Genomic DNA, 23,011 nt, shown 5'->3' with positions numbered 1-23,011 from the left:
CAGGCGGTCTTGTCCATCACGTGCACAACAGTCGGAAGAATAAACTGGCTGGTCACCGTATCGGTGGACATGAGCGCCGACTGGCAGAGCGAACTCGAACAGCAGCGCGAGCAGAAAGAGCAGTATTTCGCCTCGCACCCGCGGTCGCCGATCCCGAACCACGCGGATTTCGCGGGACTCGACTACTACCCGATCGATCCGGACTACCGGTTCGAACTCGAACTCCACGAACACGACGACAAAGAGCAGATCACCGTCGAGACGACCGCCGACGGGAGCCAGCAGTACGTCCGCGACGGCGAGTTCCGCTTCGAGGTCGACGGCGAGGACGTGACGCTGCAGGCCTACCAGCCGGTCGGCGGCGAGGACCGGCTATGGGTGCCGTTCCGCGACGAGACCAACGACGAGGAGACCTACGGCGCGGGCCGGTACATCGACCTCGAACCGGAACACGACAGGACGGACGAGGGGACGTGGATTCTCGACCTCAACGAGGCGTACAACCCCACCTGTGCGTACAACGAGGCCTACGAGTGCCCGCTGATCCCGATGGAGAACTGGCTCGACATCCCGGTCAGAGCCGGTGAAAAGGCGTACCCGGGCGAGCCGGTCGGCCACTCCCACCACTGATCGCGTCGTTTCGTTCTCGAATCACTCGGTACCGAAGCCGACGGCGTCGGCGTCCTGACGTGCCCGCCGGGCGGCCTCGTCGACGTCGAACGCCCGGACGATCTCGCCGTCACGGACCAGCGGCTCCATGAGCGAGTCCCCGTCGACGGGGCCCGGCTGGTCGGCCAGCGCGACGTGGTGGCCGCCGTCCGGCGTCCGGTAGACGTCCTTGACGCCGGCCAGTTTGCCTCGCTTGGACGTCGCCTCGCCGTCGATCTCGACGATGTCCAGCGCGAAGTCGATCGGATCGGCGTTGCTGACGTACCCGCCGACGCCGAACCCGTCGACGACGTCCCGAAGGTGGAGAAGTTCCGCGGGCCCGAGCCCGCCGCTGACGAACACGCCCACGTCGTCGTGCCCACGGGCGTCCAGTTCCCACGTGACCTCCCGAACGATGTGCCGGAAGTCGCCGCGTCGGGAACTCGTCGTGTCGAGTCGGACGCTGTCGAGGCCCTCGATTGTCTCGACCGCCCGGAGCGTCTCGTCGACCTCGTCGGAGAAGGTGTCACAGAGCGCGACCCGCGGGACGTCCTCGGCGACGGCCTCGTCGAAGGCACGCCAGGCCGCCTCCTGTTCGCCCCGTCCGAAACACAGAAGCAACGCGTGGGGCATCGTTCCGCCGGCTTCCCGGCCGATCATCTCGCCGGCGGCGACGTTGGAGATGCCGTCGAGGTCGCCGATCAGGGCGCTTCGCTCGACGACGGGCGCGATCGCGGGGTGGACGTGTCGCGAGCCGAAGCTCAACACCGTCGAGTCCGGCGCGGCGAGTCGAGCGCGCAACGCGTTGGTCGCGACCCCGCTGGCATGCGAGAGAAAGCCCAGGAGTGCCGTCTCGAACCGACAGAAGTCCAGGTACTCCCCCTCGACGCGAGCGACGGGTCCGCCGTCGAACAGCTGTCCCTCCGGCAGCGCGTCGACGTCGACCGGGAGATCCTCGAAGAGGTGTGCGAGGTCTTTCACTCCGGCCAGCACCTCGAACTCGCCGGTCGGGAACTGGTCTGCGGTCACCTCCGCGACGACGTGGGGGTTCTTGCCCGCGTGTTCGAGCGCCTCGACGGTGCGGTCGAAGTACGCGTCACTCGCCCGCCCGTCCTGTATCGCCTCGCTGCCGAGAAAATCGAACGGCCCTGAGTCGGTCATGTCTGTCTTACGGTCCAGCGGCGAAAAAAGCGTATCCTTTGTGCGAAGCGCAAGTCGCCACTTCGAGACATGGACTGTGTGGTCACCGGCGAGTTCGCCACCCGAGCGGGCAGAAATTGTACTTTGAACAACAATTAAGCCGGTGCACGTCGTATCACTGACGTATGGAGACAACAGACAGCACAGCCAGTAGTGAGCCAGACGATCCCGTGTTGGCTCGGCCGATACCAGAGTACGTCGACTGGCTCGTCGGGGTGGTCATCGCGCTCGGCGGGATGGCACTGCTCGTCGGGGGTACCGCTGTGCGTTTCGTCGTCGACAGGGAGTTGCTCGCGGAAGATATCGAGAGCGGGCAGATCACGGTCGTCGTTCTGGAGCGAGACCTCACGGAGGCGGAGACGCTTGAGTTCTCCCTGGAGGTCGTCAACTGGACGGGGCTCGGTCTCCTCGTGACGGGCATCGGGCTCGTCCTGTTCGCGATCGGGTACGTCGTGTTCCGACACCGTGCCCATCAAAACGTCGGGGAGGGGGCTCCAGTCGACTCGTATCAATCGTCGGCGGTGCTCGGTGCAGTCGCGACGGCAGTGCTCTCGTTCGTCCCCTTCTCGCCGATCCTCGGCGGTGGGCTGGCGGGCTACCTCGAACAGCCGGCGTCCGGACGGTCAGTCAGCGTCGGTGCGCTCTCCGGGTTCCTGTCGATGGCTCCGGCGCTGGTCCTGCTCGGCTTCGTCACTGTCGGCCTGTACGCGGGATTCGCCACGATACAGGAGGCGGGACTCGGCCTCGTCGTCGTCGCGGGGATGCTCTTCGGGTTGCTGGTGGTCAGTGCCTACGGTGCCGGGCTCGGCGCGCTGGGCGGCTTTGCGGGGGGTCGTCTGGCCGACGGCGAGTGATACTGGTGGCTGTAACTTTTCGAAATGATTCGGCACCCCGGGGTGGCGAATTCCTTCAGTTTGTTACAGCCGGCAGTATGAGAAACCGCCGTGTTACTGCTGGTCTTGAGTCTCCAACGTGTCGAGTCCTGCTTCTAACACCTCTGCATAGGCTTCTGAGAGGTCCAAATCGTTCGCTCCTGCGTAGTCTTTGACTCGGCCACCGAGGGTGTGTGAAATGTCGATATTTGGGCGCATACGAAAAGACTTTAAGACTAAAAGTATAATAATCTGTTGTCGTGAAGCGTACCAACACGTTCGCCGTGCGACCGCTCACCGACGACGATGAGCAGGTGCTACGCGACCTGTTGGACGCTTCCGCTGCTCTCTGGAACGAGATTAACTACCAACGCCTCATGCGCTACAACGACGAAGACGGTTTTGAGGGCGACGTGTGGGATGCCGATACAGGCCGACTCGAAGGCAAATACAAGGGCGTTCTCGGCGCGTCCACCGCTCAAACTGTCCGGCGGGCAAACACCGAAGCGTGGCGGTCATTCTTCAAGAACAAGAAAGCGTATCACGACGAGTCGAATACGTCAGTCACGGAACACCCCGAACCGCCGGGCTTCCGTGGGAACAAGGACGACGGGCGCATTCTCAAAGGCGTCGTCCGAAAGGATGCCTACACCGTCGAATGGGGCGACCGCTCTCGACTGGAGATGGTTGTCGGCAAACAACTCCGTGACAGGCACAACAGCCCGAAAAGTCGTCTCCGGCTGGAAATCGTTGGCGATCCGAACTGGCCTGACTACGAGGACCAAGGCCGACTAGAACTGTGGTACGACGAGACAGACAGCACCTTCCGAGCTTCGCAACCCGTGACTGTTTCTGATGATGCACGGGATACTCCACTGGCTTCCGAAACAGCCGCTCTGGATATTGGTGCGAACAATCTCGTCGCTTGTACCACAACGACCGGCGAGCAATATCTGTACGAAGGCCGGGAGTTGTTCGACCGCTTCCGTGAGACGACACGAGAAATCGCCCGGTTGCAGTCGAAACTCGAAGAAGGCAGGTACAGTAGCAAGCGTATCCGGCGGTTGTACCGGAAACGGACTCGTCGCCGCGACCACGCCCAAGAAGCACTGTGTCGTGACCTGCTGGAACGGCTGTACGCCGAGGGCGTGGACACGGTGTATATCGGTGGGTTGACCGACGTACTCGAAACGCACTGGTCGGTCAGGGTGAACGCAAAGACCCACAACTTCTGGGCGTTCAAGCAATTCACCGAGCGACTAGCGTGTACCGCCGAGGAATACGGCATCTCGGTGGAAGTCCGGTCGGAAGCATGGACCAGCCAAGAGTGCCCGCAGTGTGGCGGCACGGACCGAACGACACGGCATCAGGACACGCTCACCTGTCCGTGTGGGTTTGAAGGGCACGCCGACCTTACAGCGTTCGCAAGACGCGACGCGTCTTGCGTGCCCACGAGAACCTTCGGTTCTCGGGACGTCAGAAACGTTCCTGAGACGGCAGACAGAACGGGCAGTCAGGCCGATGGCACGGCCCGTGCGGTTCGAGTGGGACGACCACACCTGGTCGGAGTCACCACGCTCTCATGAAAGTCCCAAAGAACAGCGCACAGACCCGAGTACCGTCCACCACAACGGGAATGTTGCCTCCGGCGAGTCTTAGACCGGCTGAGACTCCCACGGAGGAAACCGCGCCGTCGTCGGGCTTCGCCCGACTGCTTGAGGGACGTAGTCCCTCTCTGTTCACGGCGCGGAGGATGTCATAGTACTGGCTGTCGGCGCTCTCGATCAGTCACCCCGGACCGTCGATGCCCTCGAGTCCCTCCACTGTCGGCGCGTTGACGACCGTGACCGTCCTGCCGTCCCGCGAGAGCCGGAACGCGTCGGCGAACGCGCCGCCCTCGACAACGTACCGACCGCCGTCGAGGCGTTCGGCCTCGTATCCCTCGAGCAACGCGCGATAGCCGTCGGCGAACTCGCCGGCCTCCTCGGGCGTCTCCCAGGCGAGTCGCCAGACGTAGCCGTAGCCGCCGCTGTCGTTACGGTAGGGGACGAGCCGATCGCCCGCCCAGCCGGTCGAGAGCGGGTGCTCGTAGTCGTAGCGCGCTGCTCCGCTCCGGTCGATCACGCCGACGGCGGTGAACATCGCGTAGATCGACCCTTCGCCGACGGTGTCGTAGACGGGCCGGTCGAGGTCGTCGAACCGACTCCACTCGTCGCTCGAGCGATCGGGAACCGTCACGTTCGTCGGCTCGTCATCGGGATAGCGCTCGGGGTGGATGACCTGCTCGCTGCTCGCGGGGAAGGCCTCGTAGCTCCCGTCGACGGCCCCCCAGCCGTCGCGTTCGCGAAGCGACTCGACGAACTGCGGCCCCTCGGCGTAGGGGAGATAGCTCACCAGAAACAGCCCGGCATTGAACGAGTCCGACCGCTGGCCGGTCGCCCGGGGCGTCTCGATGCAGTCCCACGAGGCTCCACAGCGGTTCTCGTAGCGCGCCTCGACGTAGTTGGCGTCGCCCTCGATGACGCTCCGGACGGCGAGCTGTGCGTCCTGCAGGTCGCGCGTTTCGCCGAGATTCAGCTGCTGGTCCTGCAGCGCGTGGACGAGTTCGTGGACGAGCGTCCCGCGGGTCACCTGTGGCGTCGACGAATCACTGACGAGGACGATCCCGGATTTCCCCGATGAGTAGTAGCCGACGACCGACGAGCCGCGGTTGCTCGACCGCGCATCGGGATAGGTTTCGTTCTCACCGACGATGTGCAGGGCCTCCCACACCTGTTCGTTCCACAGCTGTCGGTCGGTCAGGTTCGTCGGATCGCCCGAGTTGCCGGTCCGATTTCGGTACTCCTCGCGGGAGATGACCGTCACGTTCGTCGTCCGCTCGAATTCCAGTTCGCGGATGACTTCGATCCGGGCCATCGTCCGCCCGAGTAGCGCCTCGCGCTCGCTCTCGTTCAGTCCGTCCTCGACCGTGACGGCGATGGCGTCGTCGTAGTGATACCCGTTCTCGACGCCGAGTTCGCCCGGACCGCCCGGCGCGAGACAGCTGGCTCCGAGTACGACTGCCAGCAGCGCCGCGATCGCGAGCAACCGCCGCATCGGCAGGAAAACAGGGTTCGAACGGGAAAGCGATTCCGCTCGCTACAGCCGGCGGGCCGCTACCAGCGCGACCGCGATCGTCGCGAGCGCCGCGGCGAGTACGCCGAAGCCGGGGCCGAACCCGTCGCCAGTCTCGGTCGTGGTCTCGCTTGGCGAATCCGTGGGTTCGTCTGTCTGCGTGTCAGTCGGTTCGTCCGCGGGCGTGTCGTCACCGGGATCGGTCTCGTTCGCCGGCGCGGCACCGGCACGGATATCCGAGAGAGCCTCGACAGTCGGTGCGTTGACGATCGTCACGTTCGCCCCGTCCTGTTCGACGTAGAAGGCGTCATCGAAGCGCTCGCTGTCGGCGATCCGGTAGGTACTCTCGTTGGCCTGGATTGGCTCGGCCCCGCGGTACTCGAGTAGTTGTTCGTACCCGTCGAGGAACTCGGTAGCGTCGTCCTCCGAGTCCCATACCATCTCGTAGACGTAGCCGGTTTCGTTGGTCTCGAAGCTGTCGTCGGTCACGTACGGGACGAGTCTGTCACCGTCCCAGCCCGCAGTGTAGGGGTGGTTGTAGTTGTACGGGTCGAGTTCACCACCTGCAATGTGGTTTGTGGGCCGTATAATGATCGTATCTCCCCGGCTCTCGTAGCCCGGATACCACAGCGTCACGTACAGTCCGGCCTCGCCGAAGGACTCGTAGTCGGTTCCGTTCGCGACATCCAGCGGCCGCCAGTCCTCGCTGGAGGTGTCCTCGACGGTCACGTTCGTCGGGGCGTCCGCACCGTATTTGTCGGGATGGATCGTCTGTTCGGTCGAGGCGGGCGGGTTCTCGTAGACCTCGTTCACTGCCTCCCAGCCCTCCTCTTCGTGGAGGTCGCTAACGAACGCGGGACCGTCACTGTAGGGCTGGAGCTGGATCTGATACAGTCCGAAGTGGGGGTCGAAATCGGACGGCGTGCCGCCGTCTTCGGGCATGATGCACTCCCCGTCCCACTCGTTCTCACAGGACTGCTGATACAGGTAGTCGACGTAGTTGCCGTCGCCCTCGATGATGCCGTCTCTGGCGTTGTGCAGCTCCTGTGTCGACTGGTTGAACGACGAGATGTTGAATTTCTGGTCCTGCAACGCGTGGAACAGCTCCTGTGAGAGGGTGATCTCGTTCATCTGGGGCGTGTCCGTGTTCTCGGAGACGATCTTGATCTCGCCGCTCGCTGGATCGTAGTACCCCCCGACGCCGCCGGCGGTGTTCGACTGCTGGGCGCCGACGGCATCGGTCGACTCGTCGACCATCAGCAGCGCCTCGTAGTAGACGTTCTCGGCGAGCCGCTGACTCTCGGTGACGTTCCCGTAGCGACTGCCGGTCTCCTCGCGGAACTCGTCACGGCTGATAACCTCAACCGGCGGCGTCTCCTCGAACTCCAGACCCCGGACGTGCTCGACGCGGGCCATCCCCCGGGCGACCACGAGGTCGAGTTCGGTGTCGTTGAGGCCGTCCTCGGGCGTCACGTCGATCGACTCGTTGTACCAGCGGCCGTCCTCCCAGCCCAGCCGGTCCGCCTCGGGATCGGGCGGTGCCTCGTTGGCGGTATCGTTCGACGACTGTGCGAGCGGGCTCTCGGACGCCGGGGCAGTCCCGCCGACCGCACCGATCGAAACGACGGCAACGGCCAACAGTAGCACCGCCACCACGGCAAGTCGCATGCGCATGCGTTCGCCAACGAGCTGATCGTATAAAAACGCACGCGATACGGCACAATTGTCTTCGGGCAGAAACCCGTAGACGCGCGTATGCGACTGGACCCAAACGCGACCGCAGTCGTCGTGATCGACATGCAGAACGGGTTCTGCCACCCTGACGGAAGTCTCTATGCGCCCGGCAGCGAGGAGGCGATCGAGCCCTGTGCCGAACTGGTCGACCGAGCCAGCGAGGCGGGCGCGACCGTCGTGTTCACCCGAGACGTCCACCCGCCCGAGCAGTTCGAGGACGCCCACTACTACGACGAGTTCGAGCGGTGGGGCGAGCACGTGCTGGAAGGCTCCTGGGAGGCCGAACTCGTCGACGAACTCGACCCCGACGACGCGGACCTGATCGTCGAGAAACACACTTACGACGCCTTCTACCGGACTGAACTGGAGGGATGGCTGAACGCTCGCGGTATCGACGATCTGGTGATCGTCGGCACGCTGGCGAACGTCTGCGTCCTGCATACAGCTTCCAGCGCTGGGTTGCGCGACTACCGGCCGATCCTGCTCGAGGACGCCGTCGGCGCGATCGAGGACGACCACCGCGAGTACGCCCTGGAACACGCCGATTTCCTGTTCGGCGAGGTCACCACCCGCGAGGACGTCGAGTTCGCGTGATCGCGATGGTTGTCAGTCGATCCCCGAGCGTGAGTGGGCGTCTCGGCATACGGGGACAGCCATCGCGATGATCGACGCCACGATCCGCCGGTTCGAGCCCGCCGATGGCGACGCCGTGCTGGCGCTGAACGAGCGAGCGATGGCCGCCGAGGGGACCGACCCCGAGGACGTGCCCGGGATCGACGACCTCCGTCGGATCGAGTCCGAATATCTCGATTCGGGCGGCGAGTTCCTGGTCGCCGATCTCGACGGCGATGTTGTCGGGATGGGCGGGCTCACGATCGACGACGAGGTTGCCGAGGTGTTCCGGATGCGCGTCGATCCCGCCTATCAGCACCGCGGCATCGGCTCGGCGCTGCTCGATCGGCTGGAGCAGGGCGCCCGCGAACGCGGTGCGACGCAACTGCTCGCGGAGACGGCTCGCCGTCAGCAGGCGGCCACGGAGTTTTACCCGGCCCACGGCTTCGAAGAACGGGGCCGACGGTCGTTCGGCGAGTACGAACTGATCAGCTTCGAGAAATCGCTGTAGGGCGGGACGCGACGAAAGGAGTGTCTCGCTCCGTTCGAGGACTCGCTTCGCTCGGCGTCTCGCTGCTCGCGCCGTTGCCGCTCGCTCCGTTCGAGGACTCGCTTCGCTCGTCCTCGCACTACCCGAACTTGTAGGAAACCCCGTTCCCGTTTTCGGGGTACTCCCACTCGACGTTACCGTGCGGGCAGGCGAACCGGCAGGTGCCACACTCGAGGCAGTTCTCGTAGGCGATCGTCGGCACGCCGCCCTCCTCGGCCCGCCAGACGTCGGCGGGACAGGCGTTGACACACTCGTAGTTCGTACACTTCTCCTCGCAGATCCCCTCGACCTTGACGTCGAGGTGGGACTCGCCGCTGTCGCTGTACTTGACCGTGTACAGGCGGTCTTCGATGGTCTCGCGCTCTACCTCTGGGGTGTCCGGAACGGATGGGGTTTTGATACTCATTGTTACGATAGCATTTTGCGGAACTTCCAGGCCTTTTTGGCGGCACCGAGCCAGCCGCCGGTCGCATCGAGGATACGGCTCTTGGCCTCCGAGACGTGCTCGTCTTTCGGTGTGTTGTCCATCTTGAAGTAGGCGTCGCCGGCCTCGCCGAGCGCCCGCGGCAGGTCATCGAACAGGAACTCCTTCTCCTCGGCCGCGGTGTCCATGAACCAGCCGTAGTGATCGAGGTTCTCGACGACGTACGAGTCGCGGAGATCGGTCTCGTAGCTGGCCAGCGCGGCCGCGTCGGTCCGGCCCTGTGCGAGCGCGTCGGCGACGGCCCGACCGGCGTGATAACCGCTCTCGACGGCCATGTTCGTCCCTTCGAGGTGGATCCCGCTGTTCAATACCAGCCCGGCGGCGTCGCCGACGATGACCGCGCCGTCGTGGACCAGTTCGGGCATCGAGTCCGGCCCGCCTTCCGGGATCGCGTGAGCCGAATACTCGACCATCCGGCCGCCGCGGACCAGCGGCGCGACCGCGGGGTGCTGTTTGAACTCCTCGAGCACCTCGTCGGGCGTCTGATCGGTACGGGCGGCGTCCTCGATCGAGTAGACGACGCCGATCGAGACGGTCCGCTTGTTGGTGTACAGGAACCCGCCGCCGACGGCGTCGCCACAGGCACCGTCGCCGAAGTAGTGGGCGGCCAGCCCGGCATCGCCGTCAAGGTGGAAGCGGTCTTCGATCTTCTCGCGGTCGTACTTGCGGACCTCCTTGACCGAGACGGCGACGTTGTCCCGGTCGTCCTGCTGTTTGAGGTCGGCGGCCTCGCTGACCAGCGAGTTGGCACCCTCTGCGAGAACAACCACGGGCGCCCGCAACTCGCCGTCCGGCCGATCGGTCTCGACGCCGACGATCTCCCCGTTTTCTTTGATCAAGTCAGTGACCGTCGTCTCGGTGATCAGCGTCGCGCCCGCGTCGACGGCCTGCTCGGCGAACCACTCGTCGAAGTCCCGGCGCAGGACCATCCAGGAGTCGTTGTGCGGCTCCTCGCGCCAGGAGGAGGGCGCGATCGACATCGAGGTCTCGTCGCCCTCCTCGCTGAGCATACTGTAGGTCTTTTTCGCGACGTACCGTTCCTTCGGGGCGTCCTCGAAGTCCGTCAGTTCGCGGATCCGGGGCGTGTACAGCACGCCGCCGAAGACGTTTTTCGTCCCCGGCGACGGACCGCGCTCGATCATGATCACGTCTAGCCCGTCGCGAGCCATCGTCAGTGCGGCCGTCGACCCGGCCAGTCCCGCGCCGACGACGATTGCGTCGTACATGTTATCGTAGTTCGGAGTCTCACTCATGCCGGAATCGCCTCCTCATGCTCCTCGAAGTACTCGATCAGCTCGGGGACGACCTCGTGGAGGTCCCCGACGATACCGTAGTCGGCGTTGTCGAAGATCGGTGCGTTGGGATCGGTGTTGATCGCGACCACCGTCTCGCTGTCGTCCATCCCTTCGAGGTGCTGGATCGCACCGGAGATCCCGGCCGCGATGTACAGCTTCGGCCGGACTGTCTTGCCGGTCTGGCCGACCTGCCGGGCGGGTTCGATCCAGCCTTCCTCGACGGCGTCGCGGCTCGCGGCGACCTCGCCGTCCAGCAGATCGGCCAGTTCCCACAGTGGTTCGAAGTCGCCCTCAGTGCCCATCCCGCCGGCGACGACGACGTCCGCGTCAGTGATGTCGGCGACGTCGCCGACCTCGCGGTCGAGTACCTCGGTCATCGTCTCCGACTCGTCGACGACGACTTCGACGTCCTCGAGTTCGCCGTCGCGGTCCTCGTCGGGTTCGGCGGCCGGGAACACGCCCGGCCGGACGGTCGACATCTGCGGGCGGTGCTCGGGACAGATGATCGTCGCGAGCGCGTCCCCGCCGAAGGCGGGCCGGCGCATCTCGTAGCGACCGTCTTCCATCTCCAGTTCGGTACAGTCGGCGGTCAGTCCGGCGTGGGTCGGCACCGCGACCCGGCCGGCGAAGTCCCGACCGGTGTGAGTCCCGCCGATCAGTGCGACCGCGGGCTTGCGAGTCTCGACGAGGTGACGGAACTGCTCGCCGTAGGGATCGGATCGATACGGTTCGAATACCGGATCGTCGGCGACGAGCACCCTGTCCGCACCGCGAGCGATACACTGCTGGGGGATGTCCGTCTCCGCAACGTCTTCGCCCATCACCAGCGCGACGAGGTCCTCGCCGCGCTCGTCGGCCAGGTCACGGCCCTTGCTCAGCAGTTCCCAGGTGACGCTCGCGACCTCGCCGTCGTGCTGTTCGACGAACACCCAGACGTCGTCGTACTCCTCGATGTCGACGCCGCTGTCGCTCGTTGCCGCCATCTAGATCACCTCCGCGATCTGCTCGGCCAGTTCCTCGCTGTCCTCGACGACCTCCTGTTCGCGCGGGACCGGATCGGCCGTGTCCATCCCGCCGACCTGCGTCGGGGAAACGGCCAATCCGACCTCGTCCTCGACGCCCAGGTCCTCGGCCGTCCAGGTCTCGGGTTCGAAGTCGGTCTCGGCGTAGATCTTGCGGTGCAGGCCCGCCGGACGGGGATCGTTCTCGCCGAAGCCCATCGCGACGACGACGGGGAGGTCGGCGGCGACGCGCTCGTACCCCCCTTCGATGTCGCGTCTGGCGGCCAGCCGCTTCTCATCGGGCCGCGCTTCGAGTTCCTCGACGTAGGTGAGTTGTGCCCAACCGTTGTGCGCGGCGATCCCCGGCGGGACCTGCCCGGTCGAGGAGTCTGTCGTCTCCTCGCCGCCGAAGACCACGTCGGCGTCCAGTTCGTCGACCGCGCGGGCGAGTGCGAGGCTCGTCGGCCAGGTGTCGCTGCCGCCGAAGGCCGGATCCGACAGGAGCACGCCGTCGTCGGCCCCCATCCCGACGGCCATGCGCAACACTGCGTCGGCGTTGGGCGGCCCCATCGAGAGGGCCGTCACCGTTCCGCCGACCTCGTCGCGCAGTTCCAGCGCCGCCTCAACCGCGTTGTAATCCGGTGCGTTCATCACGGCCTCGGCGTCGGAGCGATTCAACCGTCCCGTCTCCGGATCTATCGAGACGTCGTCCGCGTCCGGTACCTGCTTGACGCAGACGACTATGTTCCATCCATCTGTCATTGTAAGACCCCCATATATCGGGTGTGGGGTAACTCTTCACTCGGAAAAACAGCGCCTTATCTTAGTAAACAAACGCCATATTCCCAGCGCGTGAGAAGCCACACACGCAGCGGTAGATTCAAGTATATGAGAGAGCGCACGGCCTCGACCGTTCGATTCGCCGACGTGTCCGTTGCAATATGCAACCCCATATATACGGGGTTACAGAATCGAGTATAGTGGGGGTGACAGCGAGTCCCGGCGAGACGCTTTTGCTCGTCGGGACGAATCTCTCGACGTGCGCGAGTACGGGTTCGAACTGGCGCTGTGTGCCACACTCGAAACCGACCAGCGCGTGCTCGGCCGCCAGATCGGCGCGAGCGTCCACGGCCGGCGGATCGTCGATACGGTCGTGCTCGAACCCGGACCCGGGTTCGATCGACGGGCGGAGATCACCGATCGGACGATCCCGCAGCCGGCCATCGAGGCGGCGGTCGGCGTCGGTCGGGCCCGCGACTGGCGGGAAGTCTTCCCCGATCGCAAGCCGGACCGAGCGAAGTCGCTGATCGAACACGGCATCGAGATCGGGTTCTTCGAGCGCGAACGGCGGAACAGAACCCTGCACGTGCGACAGACGGCCCGCTATCCCGAGGAGTGGTTCGATCGGCTCGTCGGCATCGAGAACAAGCCCGACCTGGCCCGGCCGGGCGACCTCCAGCGCCAGCTCCGACAGGACGTGGCGCTGGGGCTGTTCGACAGGGTGGTCCTCGCGACGGAATCGTACGTTACTGGCGCGCACCTCAATCGGGTTCCCGAGGCGGTCGGCGTCTGGCGGTTCGATCCCGACACCGGCAGCCGGGAGGTAATCCGCGAGCCGGAGACGCTCGATCCCGCGACGGACGGGACCGAGATCATCGCCGAACACCCCGGGCGGACCGAGATTCGGCCGGTCGACCCCGAGCAAAAGCGGCGTGCCCGCAGACGGCTGGCCGAGCGGGCGTACGGCAAGGGGTGGCGACCGACCGAACTCCCGGGGTGTGCGAACTGCGATCCGTCGGCGGACTCGCGGGCGGCGACTGTCCCGTTCTGTACGTTTCACGACCGGATCGTCGAGCCGGCCGTGGAGTGTGGACCGGACTGTCCGGGCTATCAGTCCGCCGAGCCGCCCGCGTTCGACCGCGAGCGGGAACGCGCGGCCAGCAGTGCCTGGCGGCGCGACCCGGACGGCCACCAGCGACGACAGGTGGGACTCGATCGGTTCGGCTGACACGGTTCCGTGGCGTCGAAACGAGAGAGACAGCGCCGCGATCTAGAAGTAGTCGACGGCTTCGGGCAGTTCGGTCTTCATGCCCTTGCGCTCGCGGATCTCGGTGATCTTCTCGGGCTGGAGGTTGTCGGCCATCACGCGGAAGCCGGCGTTCTCGGTGTTCCAGGAGGCACGACCCTCGGTCGCGCTTCGGATGTCGCTGGAGAAGCCGATCATCTCGTCGACCGGTGCGATACCCTCGACAACCATGAGGTCACCTTCCTGATACATGTCGTCGACGCGGCCACGGCGACCCTGGATCTCACCGCTCGCGGCACCCATGTGGTCGTTGGGCACGTCGATACGGACGTCCTGGATCGGTTCGAGCAGCTTGATATCGGCGTCGATCAGGGCGTTGTGGACGGCTCGTCGCACGGCCGGGATGACCTGTGCCGGACCGCGGTGGATGGCGTCCTCGTGCAGACGAGCGTCGTGGAGGCGGATGAGCGACCCCTGGACCGGTTCGGCGGCCAGCGGGCCGTCGTTGAGGGCCTCTTCGAGCCCTTCGATGACCAGCTCCATCGTCTCGTTGAGGTGCTGGATCCCTTTCGTGTCGTCGATGAAGACGTTACTGCCGTGGATGTGCTCGACGTTCTGAGAGGTGTCTTTGTCCAGTCCCGCCTCTTGGAGGGCCTCGCGGCGTTCGAGTTCCGGCATGTCCATCGAGGCTTCGCCCATCTTGATCGACTCGACGATGTCCTCATCGAGAGGCTCGACCGTGATGTAAAACCGGTTGTGACGGTTCGGCGAGATACCCTCGACCTCGCGACTCTCGCTCTGCGGGGCCTCGCGGTAGACGACGATCGGTTCGCCCGTGTTGACCGGGATCCCCTGGTTGCGCTCGATCCGCTGGGTGACGACTTCGAGGTGAAGTTCACCCTGTCCGGAGATGAGGTGCTCGCCGGTGTCCTCGTTGATCTCGACGTTGATGGTCGGGTCCTCCTTGGCGACCTGCTGGAGCGTCTCGATGAGTTTGGGCAGGTCGTCCATCGACTGGGCCTCGACGGACTTGGTGATGACCGGCTCCGAGATGTGCTCGATCGACTCGAACGGCGTCATCTCCACGCTGGAGACCGTCGAGCCGGCGATCGCGTCCTTCAACCCGGTCACAGCGGCGATATTTCCGGCAGGGACGTGCTCGACTTCCTCGCGTTCCCCGCCCATGAACAGCCCGACAGACTGCAGGCGGTTTTTGCCGGCCGTCCCGGAAACGTACAGCTCCTGGCCCTTCTCGAGGGTTCCGGAGAAGACCCGTCCAGTGGCGATTTCGCCGGCGTGGGGGTCCATCGAGATGTCCGTGACCATGAACACGACCTCGCCGTCCTCGTTGACGACCCGCATCTCTTCGGCGAGATCCGAGTCGGCGTCGCCGCGCCAAATGCGCGGGATACGACGGGGCTGAGCGTCTACCGGGTTCGGGAAGTGTTCACAGACCATGTCGAGCACGACGTTCGACAGCGGCGTACGCTCGTGAAGTTCCTGGCGCTTGTCCGCGCGCTCCAGTTCCATGATGTCGCCGAAGTCCATGCCCGTCCGCTGCATCGAGGGCATCGAGACGCCCCACTTGTAGAGCGCGGATCCGAATGCAACAGTCCCGCCTTCGACAGAGACTGTCCAATCCTCGACGTCGTCCATGTCTTCGGTCATCCCGCGGATGAGTTCGTTGACGTCGTGGATCACGGACAGGAGCCGTTCCTGCATCTCTTCGGGACCTTCCTGGAGTTCCGAGATGAGGCGGTCGACCTTGTTGATGAACAGTGCGGGCTTGACACCCTCCCGGAGTGCCTGCCGCAGCACGGTCTCGGTCTGGGGCATCGCGCCTTCGACGGCGTCGACGACCACCAGCGCACCGTCGACGGCACGCATCGCGCGGGTGACGTCCCCGCCGAAGTCGACGTGGCCCGGCGTGTCGATGAGGTTGATGAGGTGGTTGGTATCCTCGTACTCGTGGGTCATCGAGACGTTGGCCGCGTCGATGGTGATCCCGCGTTCCTGTTCGTCCTCCTCGGTGTCCATCATCAGCTTCGTCGCCTCGCCCTCGTCGGCGATCATGCCGGCACCGGCCAGCAGGTTGTCTGTCAGCGTCGTCTTGCCGTGGTCGACGTGAGCAGCGATGGCGATGTTCCGGATGTTCTCCGGTTTGTCCATCAGCGTCTCACATTCCTGGACAATTTTCTTGCGTCGGCCCATTATGCGCGACTCTACCGGCAGGAGGGTCAAAAGGGTAGTGTTTCCAGCCGGGTGCGAGACAGTGGGACACCCGGTCGGATGTTCGAGAGATGCGAACGCGCTTCCCAGCCCCGCAACAGTGATACGTCTGCATACCCTGAGAATACCACACATGGAGATACGGGTCCGGGGTGGCGGCCCGGCAGCACCGTTCCTCGGGGCGGCGAGTCTCTTCGAGACCGAGCACGAACTCCAGTGGCCGGTCCGCGTCGAGATCAGGGCCGACCCCGACGAGCGGACGCGGGTCAGCCACGACGACGGCGTGCACCGACTGATCATCTCGAAACAGGCCGCGACGAGCGCGATGGCTCGCGAACTCGCCTTGCACGAGTTCGCACACATGCGCCAGCACGAACGCGAGCATCCCTCGCACGTCCAGTCGACCGACGAGGTGCTCTTTCTGGCGCTTGCCGGACGGAGTGTCGAACGCCGGAAAGTCACGCACTGCTATCAGATCGCCAACCACGTCAAGGACATCTACGCCGACGACCTGTGGGTCGGGCTCGCCCCGGGCGGGAAGCTGGTCCGGTTTTTCGAGTCGACGCTCGCCGCCGCGGTCGCCGACCGCCCGATCGATCCTGCGCCGGCCTGGACGCGACGGACGCCGGCGTCAGACCCCGACATCACCGCCGTCAACGCCGCCTTCGCGCTGGCGCTGCTGGAACGGCACGACCTGCTCGAATCGGACCACCGGCTGTACGACCTCGCGCACGCCGCGGGTCTGGATGCACCGAACGTCAGCCTCGATGGGTTCAGACGACGGTTCCGGACGCTCGATCCCGAACCCGACGCGAGCGCGTATCGCAAGTCGATGGTGGCGTTGACCCGCGAATACGCCCTCGAGGAGTCTCGAGCCGCCGACTAGCTGCCGTCGGATCGGAGCACCCGCGCGAGACGAAAAGACAGAGAAGTTACCGTGCGGCGGCCGCGACGCGCTCTTTCTCCTCTTTCTGGGAGACGGAGTAGGTCTGAACGTCGTTGTTCGCCGCGCCGACGAGCTGCTGGGCCAGTGCCTCGGCGGCGTCGGTCGTCGTCTTGAACGAGCTGTTGTAGACGCCCTCGGCGATGAACTTCAGGGCCTGATCGACCCGGCGCTGCGGTGCGACGTCGACGGCCTTCGGGACGGAGATGCCACCGTACTTCAGGCGGACGGTCTCCTCTCGGGGAGCGCTGTTCTCGACGGCACGGACGAGGATCTGGACAGGGTTGTCCTCGGTGCGGTCGTGAACGATCTCGAAGGCCTCGCGGACGATCCGTGTCGTCTGCTGTTTCTTGCCCGTGTTCTCGTCGGTCTGCATCAGGCGGTTGACCAGCCGCTCGACGATCGAGATCTCGCTTTTCTTGAACTGCTTTTCGGCGTGGCGACCCATCGTGTGCGCGATCGGCGTGACCGTGATGTAGCGCTCGGTCGAGGGATCGCGAAACTCGATGTCCTCGACCGACCAGACGCCGAACAGCTGCGCCCCGGTTTCGGTTTCGGACTCGGATTCGGAGGGTTCTGCCTCGGACATGGTTATCGCACCGGCTTTTCGGCGTTGCCACGGACCAGTTCGATCAGCGAGACGCCGTTGACCTTCTCGACCTTGTAGTTGACACCCGAGAGGTCACCCATGGCGCGGCCCTTCGCGCCGCCGATCCCGGCGATGGTGACTTCGTCGTGCTCGTCGATGAAGGAAATCGCCCCGTCGCCCGGCGCGAACGCGGTGACCTGTTTGCCGTTTTTGATCAGCTGAACCCGAACGCACTTCCGGATCGCGGAGTTGGGCTGTTTGGCCTCGATGCCGACCTTCTCGAGTACGATACCTCGACCCTGGGGAGCGCCCTCGAGTGGGTCGGACTGCTCGCCCAGCCCACGCTCGCGGCGCGCGTAATCAGAGTCGGACCACCGGTGTTTCTGGCGGTCCTTCTTGAGTTTGCGTGCGGCGTATTTGCCGTTCGCCATAGTACAAGCCCGTACCCTGCCGAGGCACTTAAGCGTCTTCTTTTGGATCCCCGGCGTGTGGCTGGTTCGCAGGCACCCGTCCGGCGGATTCTCGGCGATCGAATCCTCTTACTCGTCCCGGCTGTGTTCCTCGACGGGGAAAGACATATTCCGCGAGTGTGACTTCGAAGAGATATGCGCCGGATCGCCCTGATCGCCGGGATCGGCCTGATTCTTCTGATCGGACTGCTCAGCTACAGCGTTCTGTGGGCCGCCTCGACGGACGGCGGTACGGCAGAGGTAAACGCGACCGTCACCGAGTTCGAGCCACGCGTGTCGGTCAACACGCTCTCACTCGAGCAGGCACTCGCCGGCAACGGGACGACGAGCTGTGTCAGCACTGTCCCGATGCCCGACGGCTGGCAACTCGCGGGGAGTGCGCGTCTCGAACGCCGGGGGAACGCAAGCGGCCAGCGGACTCTTTCCTGGACGCTGACCGTCGACGGTCAGCGACTGTCGAACGGGACGAAAACCATCGATCGCTACGGGTCCGAACGGCTCCTGTTCGTCGACGCCGGCGAGTGGGACGGGGCGCTCGAACCGGAATCGACGGCGACGGCGAACCTGACGGTATCACACGGCGGCGAGCGCGTCGCGAGCGAAACGCGGCCGATCACGATCCACAACAGGAGCGAACCGCCCTGTCCGGACGAGTGAAACGAGAGGCGTCGATCAGGCGATCTCCACGTCGTCGATATCGAAGTGCCGTTTCGCCAGCGTTCGCGCGGCGTCGATGTTGCGACCGTCCGCACCGATCGCGACGCCGGTGTCCTGCTGGTCGACTTCGGCGTAGGCGACGGTATCGTCGTTCTCGCTGATCGTGACGTTGTACACCGCCGCCGGCGCGAGCGCGCTGGCGATGACATCCTCGGGCGTGGGTCCGTCTTCGACGAACTTGATCGACCGGTCAAGCCGGTCTTCGAGTTCGCGGACGGTCTCGCCGCCGGAGCCGATCGCCTTCGCCATCTGGCCGGCCTTGACGAGCACGAGCAGGCGATCGTACTCCTCGTCGATCACGCAATCGCGGACGGTCGCGCCGGTCTCGTCCTCGATGATCGGGATGAGCTGGCGCGCCTCGTCGCTGAGCGTGACCCTCATGTCAGTCCGCGGAACCGCCCTTGCCGGGGTTCATCCGCAGGTCGACGTCGCCGGTGCCGAGTTTGATCGGCTTGCCGACGATGACGTTCTCGGTGACGCCGTCGAGGGCGTCGATCTCGCCGTGAATCGCGGCGTCGAGCAGGTGCGAGACGGTCACCTCGAAGGCTGCCCGGGCAAGCACGCTGTCCTTGCTCCCGGAGATGCCGTGTCGACCGATGGACTCGATCTCGCCGTCGTTGGTCATGATGTCCGCGACCAGCATCAGGTGCCGGACGTTCACGTCGTCCAGCCCCTGTTCCTCGAGGGTGTTCATCGTCTCGTCGATGATCGCCTCGCGGGCGGCCTCGACGCCCAGCTGTCGGTAGATCTCGTGGATGTTGTTACACGTCGTCCGGGAGGCGTCGACGCCCTCGATATCAAGCACGTCGCCCAGGGCCGACCCCTCGGTGTAGAGGACGAACTCCTCGCCCGCGTCCGTGTCCTCCTTGCGGATGACGACCCGGGAGACGTCCTCGATCCCCTTGAAGACGATCTCGCGCAGGTCCTCGACCAGCTGCAACAGGTCCCGGTAGGACGGTTCCTCGGGACCGAACTCGATGACAGTGCCCGACTGGCGGGTCTTGACGCCCAGCGCGGACTCGATCGTCGAGGCGATCTCGTCGACGACGTCCTCGACGTGTTCGACGGTCGGCCACCGCTCGGCCAGCGTGTCGGGGTTGAGGTCGATCTGGACGAGCATGTCCGCGACGTTCGTGGAGATGTCCCCCAGCGCGAGGATCTTCGTCGCCTCGATCTTCCAGACGACCTCGTGGGCGCGCTCGCGCTCGGTCGCGTACTCGTCTTCAAGGTAGACCGTCATCATCGGGGTGTCCGGGGTCTTGCGGGCGTCCACCAGCTCGATGAGCCGCGGCAGCCCCTGCGTGACGTCGATCTCTGCGACGCCCGCGTAGTGGAACGTGTTCATCGTCATCTGCGTGCCGGGTTCCCCAATCGACTGGGCGGAGACGGTCCCGACCGGGTCGAGCGGGTCGACGCGCGTGTCGATATACCGGGATTCGACCGCGGAGGCGATCTCCTCGACCGCGTCGAGGTCCATCCCGCCGCGGTCGTCGATCGTCTCGTACAGTTCGTTCTTCAGTCGTCGCGGCAACTCGGTGTCCTCGACGAGGAGTTCGACGTCCTCGTCGACGTACTCGAATCGGTCCGTGGCGTCGTATTGTGTCTCGCTCATCAGTCATCACCCTCCGCGTACCACCAGTCGTCGGCGTGTTCCGAGAGGTTTGTCGGGCGCTTCTCGGTGCCGAGGAACTGCTGTTTCTCCGTCTCGTCTTTGAACTCCTCCTCGAGGATCCGGTCGGTGACTTCCTCGACGTCGACGGCCGCCTCGTCCTGGCCCGAGGAGACCTCGACCGGCGAGGTGCCGTCCTCGCCGAACTCGAACTGGACGATCGTGTCCGAGGTGTCCCGGACAGTCCCGTCGTACTGAGTCTCCAGTTCAGAGAGGGCGTTGATCAGCCGCCGCTGGAGGTACCCGGACTTGGAGGTCCGGACGGCCGTGTCGACCAGGCCCTCGCGGCCACCCATCGCGTGGAAGAAGAACTCCTTGGGCTCCAGCCCCTCCCGGTAGGAGTGCTCGACGAACCCGTGTGCGTCCGCACTCAGGTCGTTCGGGCGGTAATGGGAGAGGGTGCGGTCCTCGTAGCCGCGGTTGATCCGCTCGCCGCGGACCGCCTGCTGGCCGACCGCGCCGGCCATCTGCGTGAGGTTCAGCATCGATCCACGCGCACCGGAGTCGGCCATGATCACGGCGGGGTTGTCGTCGTCGAAGTGGTCTTCGGCGATGTCACCGGCAGAGTCGCGGGCCTTGCCGAGCGTCTGCATGATCTTCATCTCCAGGGTCTCGTCGACGGTCCGGCCCGGCAGGGACTCGAGTTCGCCCCGCTCGTAGGTCTCGATGAGTTCCTCGACGCGCTCGTAGGCGTTCCCGATGGCCTCGTCGACCTGCTCCTGGGCCTCCGGCGGGATCGATTCGTCGTCAATCCCGATCGAGAACCCGAAGTGCATGATCGTCCGGACCGCCAGCGTCCCGACCTCGTTGATGAATATGCGGGCGCGGGTCTTATCGTACTGTTTGGCGATCGTGTCGACGATCTCGCCGCCGAACGCGCCGACGGCGTCCTCGTCGATCGTCCCCTCCAGATGCTGGCCGTCCTCGATGACGACCGTGTCGCCGGCGCTGGAGGTAAACTCCAGATCGAGTCCGTCCGGCAGCAGCTCCGAGAAGATCGAGCGGCCGGTCCAGTACTCCGTCCCGTCGTCCTCGTGACCGTCGGGTTCGGGCAACTCGTCGACGCTGGTCGCCCGCAGCAAGTCCAGCGCCTGCGTCTCGTTGAACGTGGGATTGGTGTGTGTCAGCAGGTACGTCGCGGAGATGTGGTCCTGGATGGCGCCGAGGATGTTCTCGCCGAATCGGGGGCTGAGCATCTGTTCCTGCACGCGCATGAGCACGCGAGCCTCCGCCCGGGCCTCCTCGTTCTGCAGCGCGTGCATGTTCATCTCGTCGCCGTCGAAGTCGGCGTTATAGGGGGGACAGACGACGGTGTTCAGTCGGAAGGTCTTGTAGGGCATCACCACGACCTCGTGGGCCATGATGGACATCCGGTGGAGGCTCGGCTGGCGGTTGAAGATCACGATGTCGCCGTCGACGAGATGCCGGGAGACCTCCCAGCCGGGCTCGACCTTCTCCGCGAGTTCCTCGCAGTTCTTCTCGGTCACCTTCAGCCGGCGATTGTCCGGTCGTCGAACGTAGTTCGCGCCGGGATGACTCTCGGGGCCGTTGCGGACGTACCGCCGGGCCTCCTCGAGGTTGCGCTCGGTGACGTTCATCGTCTGGGTCATCTCCGTCGCGACCCGGTCGGGGACCCCGACCTCGTTGAGGCTGAGCGTCGGGTCCGGCGAGATGACCGTCCGCGCCGAGAAGTTGACGCGCTTGCCTGACAGCGAGCCACGGAAGCGCCCCTCCTTGCCCTTCAGGCGCTGAGAGAGCGTCTTCAGCGGTCGCCCGGAACGGTGTCGGGCCGGCGGCGTCCCGCTGATCTCGTTGTCCATGAACGTGGTGACGTGGTACTGGAGCAGTTCCCAGAGGTCCTCGATGATCAGCTGTGGCGCGCCGGCCTCGCGGTTCTCCATGAACCGCTGGTTGATCCGGATGATGTCAACAAGCTTGTGCGTGAGGTCGTCCTCGCTACGCTGGCCGTTGTCGAGGGTGATCGACGGCCGCGCCGTCACCGGCGGCACGGGCAGGACAGTGAGGATCATCCACTCCGGCCGTGACCTCTCGGGATCGATCCCCAGCACTTCCAGGTCCTCGTCCGGGATGTCCTCGAACCAGTCCCGGATGTCGCTGGGCATCAGCTTGTCCATGTCCTCCTCGGTCAGATCGACGTCCAGCGCCTTCTCGATGGCGCGCCGATCCTCCTCGCGGGGACGGAACTCCCCGGAGAGGATCTCCTGGATCCGGCCGGCGTCGATGCCGGTTTCATCGGCCAGATCGTGCGGAGAGACCGGTTCGGCGTCCTCCTCGTCGGGTTCCATCGCGGCGGCGATCCGCTGGGGGTACTCCGAGGAGAGCACCTGCTTGACCTCGTAGTAGGTCGTCGGCTTCTCGTGGTTGATGTCGTACTGGACCGCGCCGCAGTGCGGGCAGTAGTCCTTCTTGCGGGCCTGGCGGATCGCGGCCTTGGTGACGTCGTTGAGGTCGTCGCCGAGTTCGCGCGTCCGGTCGAGTCGGTCGCGGAACTCCTCGCGCTCGCGCTCGTCAAGCGTCAGCCGCGAACACTCCCGGCAGGTCCCGCGAAGCAGCCGGCGAATGAGCTTCGAGAACCCGACGTGGATCACCGGCGCGGCGAGTTCGATATGACCGAAATGGCCGTTACACGACCCGCTGTGTTTGCCACAGGTCTTGCACTCCAGGCCGGGGTCGATCACGCCCAGGCGCGGGTCCATCAATCCCATGTCGATGGGGAACCCGTCGTCGTCGTAGGTGTCGGCCGTGATGACCTTCGTGGCGCTCATGTCGCGATACTCCTCGGGATCCATCAGCCCGAAGCTGAGACTCCCGATCGATTTCGGTGCGTGTCCTGACAT

At 65.0% G+C, this 23,011-nt stretch carries 20 protein-coding genes and 1 pseudogene; 8 read left to right on the top strand and 13 right to left on the bottom strand.

All coding sequences use genetic code 11. From position 1 onward, the window contains the following. Window positions 1–69 precede the first annotated feature (69 nt). Window positions 70–630 carry a DUF1684 domain-containing protein gene (locus tag HSR122_RS02105; RefSeq protein ID WP_229111041.1) on the top strand — a complete coding sequence of 187 codons (561 nt, stop codon included), beginning with the start codon at window positions 70–72 and terminating at the stop codon, window positions 628–630. Window positions 631–651: 21 nt separating this feature from the next. Here HSR122_RS02105 and HSR122_RS02100 read toward each other — a convergent pair whose 3' ends face one another. Then, window positions 652–1,809: a nicotinate phosphoribosyltransferase gene (locus HSR122_RS02100; RefSeq protein ID WP_229111040.1), complete on the bottom strand. Its 1,158-nt coding sequence runs from the start codon at window positions 1,807–1,809 to the stop codon at window positions 652–654. A gap of 164 nt (window positions 1,810–1,973) precedes the next feature. Between HSR122_RS02100 and HSR122_RS02095 the strand changes: the two genes are divergently transcribed. Then, on the top strand, window positions 1,974–2,702 hold the full coding sequence (locus HSR122_RS02095) for a DUF5518 domain-containing protein (RefSeq protein WP_229111039.1): 729 nt from the start codon (window positions 1,974–1,976) through the stop codon (window positions 2,700–2,702). Window positions 2,703–2,980: 278 nt separating this feature from the next. Further along, window positions 2,981–4,379, top strand: a pseudogene (locus HSR122_RS02090) (RNA-guided endonuclease InsQ/TnpB family protein). Window positions 4,380–4,508: 129 nt separating this feature from the next. Here the strand turns inward: HSR122_RS02090 and HSR122_RS02085 are convergent. Further along, window positions 4,509–5,816, bottom strand: a complete 1,308-nt coding sequence (locus tag HSR122_RS02085) for an Hvo_1808 family surface protein (protein ID WP_229111038.1) — start codon at window positions 5,814–5,816, stop codon at window positions 4,509–4,511. A gap of 42 nt (window positions 5,817–5,858) precedes the next feature. Next, window positions 5,859–7,508, bottom strand: coding sequence for an Hvo_1808 family surface protein (locus HSR122_RS02080; RefSeq protein WP_229111037.1), 1,650 nt, complete (start codon window positions 7,506–7,508; stop codon window positions 5,859–5,861). Window positions 7,509–7,589: 81 nt separating this feature from the next. On the opposite strand from HSR122_RS02080, the gene HSR122_RS02075 reads away from it, so the two are divergent. Together HSR122_RS02075 and HSR122_RS02070 are read left to right on the top strand one after the other, a co-directional pair. Continuing rightward, the gene (locus HSR122_RS02075; protein ID WP_229111036.1) at window positions 7,590–8,162 is read left to right on the top strand and encodes a cysteine hydrolase family protein; all 573 of its coding nucleotides are present in this window, start codon (window positions 7,590–7,592) and stop codon (window positions 8,160–8,162) included. 67 nt (window positions 8,163–8,229) lie between these two features. Beyond that, window positions 8,230–8,691, top strand: a complete 462-nt coding sequence (locus HSR122_RS02070) for a GNAT family N-acetyltransferase (RefSeq protein WP_229111035.1) — start codon at window positions 8,230–8,232, stop codon at window positions 8,689–8,691. 118 nt (window positions 8,692–8,809) lie between these two features. Here the strand turns inward: HSR122_RS02070 and HSR122_RS02065 are convergent, their stop codons facing one another. The 4 genes from HSR122_RS02065 to HSR122_RS02050 are packed head-to-tail and all read right to left on the bottom strand — an operon-like array spanning window position 8,810 to window position 12,272. Next, on the bottom strand, window positions 8,810–9,136 hold the full coding sequence (locus HSR122_RS02065) for a ferredoxin family protein (protein ID WP_229111034.1): 327 nt from the start codon (window positions 9,134–9,136) through the stop codon (window positions 8,810–8,812). Between the two features lie 2 nt (window positions 9,137–9,138). Further along, complete coding sequence (locus HSR122_RS02060) at window positions 9,139–10,467, bottom strand: FAD-dependent oxidoreductase (RefSeq protein WP_229111033.1); 1,329 nt, start codon at window positions 10,465–10,467, stop codon at window positions 9,139–9,141. Beyond that, window positions 10,464–11,492: an electron transfer flavoprotein subunit alpha/FixB family protein gene (locus HSR122_RS02055; protein ID WP_229111032.1), complete on the bottom strand. Its 1,029-nt coding sequence runs from the start codon at window positions 11,490–11,492 to the stop codon at window positions 10,464–10,466. Before HSR122_RS02055 ends, HSR122_RS02060 begins: the two co-directional genes overlap by 4 nt. Next, window positions 11,493–12,272, bottom strand: a complete 780-nt coding sequence (locus HSR122_RS02050; RefSeq protein ID WP_229111031.1) for an electron transfer flavoprotein subunit beta/FixA family protein — start codon at window positions 12,270–12,272, stop codon at window positions 11,493–11,495. It abuts the gene before it with no gap. Window positions 12,273–12,549: 277 nt separating this feature from the next. On the opposite strand from HSR122_RS02050, the gene HSR122_RS02045 reads away from it, so the two are divergent. Further along, entirely contained in the window at window positions 12,550–13,518 is a 969-nt protein-coding gene (locus HSR122_RS02045) for a DUF5787 family protein (protein ID WP_229111030.1), read from the top strand. A gap of 42 nt (window positions 13,519–13,560) precedes the next feature. Here HSR122_RS02045 and HSR122_RS02040 read toward each other — a convergent pair whose 3' ends face one another. Continuing rightward, window positions 13,561–15,747: an elongation factor EF-2 gene (locus HSR122_RS02040; protein WP_229111029.1), complete on the bottom strand. Its 2,187-nt coding sequence runs from the start codon at window positions 15,745–15,747 to the stop codon at window positions 13,561–13,563. A gap of 151 nt (window positions 15,748–15,898) precedes the next feature. Here HSR122_RS02040 and HSR122_RS02035 point away from each other — a divergent pair, with 151 nt between their 5' ends. Beyond that, window positions 15,899–16,651 (top strand): DUF5781 family protein, encoded by a 753-nt coding sequence (locus HSR122_RS02035; protein ID WP_229111028.1) that lies wholly within the window; start codon window positions 15,899–15,901, stop codon window positions 16,649–16,651. A 46-nt stretch (window positions 16,652–16,697) separates the two neighbouring features. On the opposite strand, the gene HSR122_RS02030 is transcribed toward HSR122_RS02035, so the two are convergent. Beyond that, on the bottom strand, window positions 16,698–17,297 hold the full coding sequence (locus HSR122_RS02030; protein WP_229111027.1) for a 30S ribosomal protein S7: 600 nt from the start codon (window positions 17,295–17,297) through the stop codon (window positions 16,698–16,700). 2 nt (window positions 17,298–17,299) lie between these two features. After that, window positions 17,300–17,728 (bottom strand): 30S ribosomal protein S12, encoded by a 429-nt coding sequence (locus HSR122_RS02025; protein ID WP_229111026.1) that lies wholly within the window; start codon window positions 17,726–17,728, stop codon window positions 17,300–17,302. Window positions 17,729–17,902: 174 nt separating this feature from the next. On the opposite strand from HSR122_RS02025, the gene HSR122_RS02020 reads away from it, so the two are divergent. After that, window positions 17,903–18,424, top strand: coding sequence for a hypothetical protein (locus tag HSR122_RS02020; RefSeq protein ID WP_229111025.1), 522 nt, complete (start codon window positions 17,903–17,905; stop codon window positions 18,422–18,424). 15 nt (window positions 18,425–18,439) lie between these two features. Here the strand turns inward: HSR122_RS02020 and HSR122_RS02015 are convergent, their stop codons facing one another. Genes HSR122_RS02015 through HSR122_RS02005 form a run of 3 tightly spaced genes read right to left on the bottom strand, consistent with a single transcriptional unit; the run spans window position 18,440 to window position 23,011 of the window. Beyond that, the gene (locus HSR122_RS02015) at window positions 18,440–18,865 is read right to left on the bottom strand and encodes a NusA-like transcription termination signal-binding factor (protein ID WP_229111024.1); all 426 of its coding nucleotides are present in this window, start codon (window positions 18,863–18,865) and stop codon (window positions 18,440–18,442) included. A 1-nt stretch (window position 18,866) separates the two neighbouring features. Beyond that, entirely contained in the window at window positions 18,867–20,096 is a 1,230-nt protein-coding gene (gene rpoA2, locus HSR122_RS02010; protein ID WP_229111023.1) for a DNA-directed RNA polymerase subunit A'', read from the bottom strand. Beyond that, window positions 20,096–23,011, bottom strand: coding sequence for a DNA-directed RNA polymerase subunit A' (locus tag HSR122_RS02005; RefSeq protein ID WP_229111022.1), 2,916 nt, complete (start codon window positions 23,009–23,011; stop codon window positions 20,096–20,098). Before HSR122_RS02005 ends, rpoA2 begins: the two co-directional genes overlap by 1 nt.

The organism is Halapricum desulfuricans (assembly GCF_017094525.1).
GTDB lineage: Archaea > Halobacteriota > Halobacteria > Halobacteriales > Haloarculaceae > Halapricum > Halapricum desulfuricans.
The sequence above is the reverse complement of the archived record's forward strand: the minus strand, read 5'-3'. Positions and strand labels throughout refer to the sequence as shown.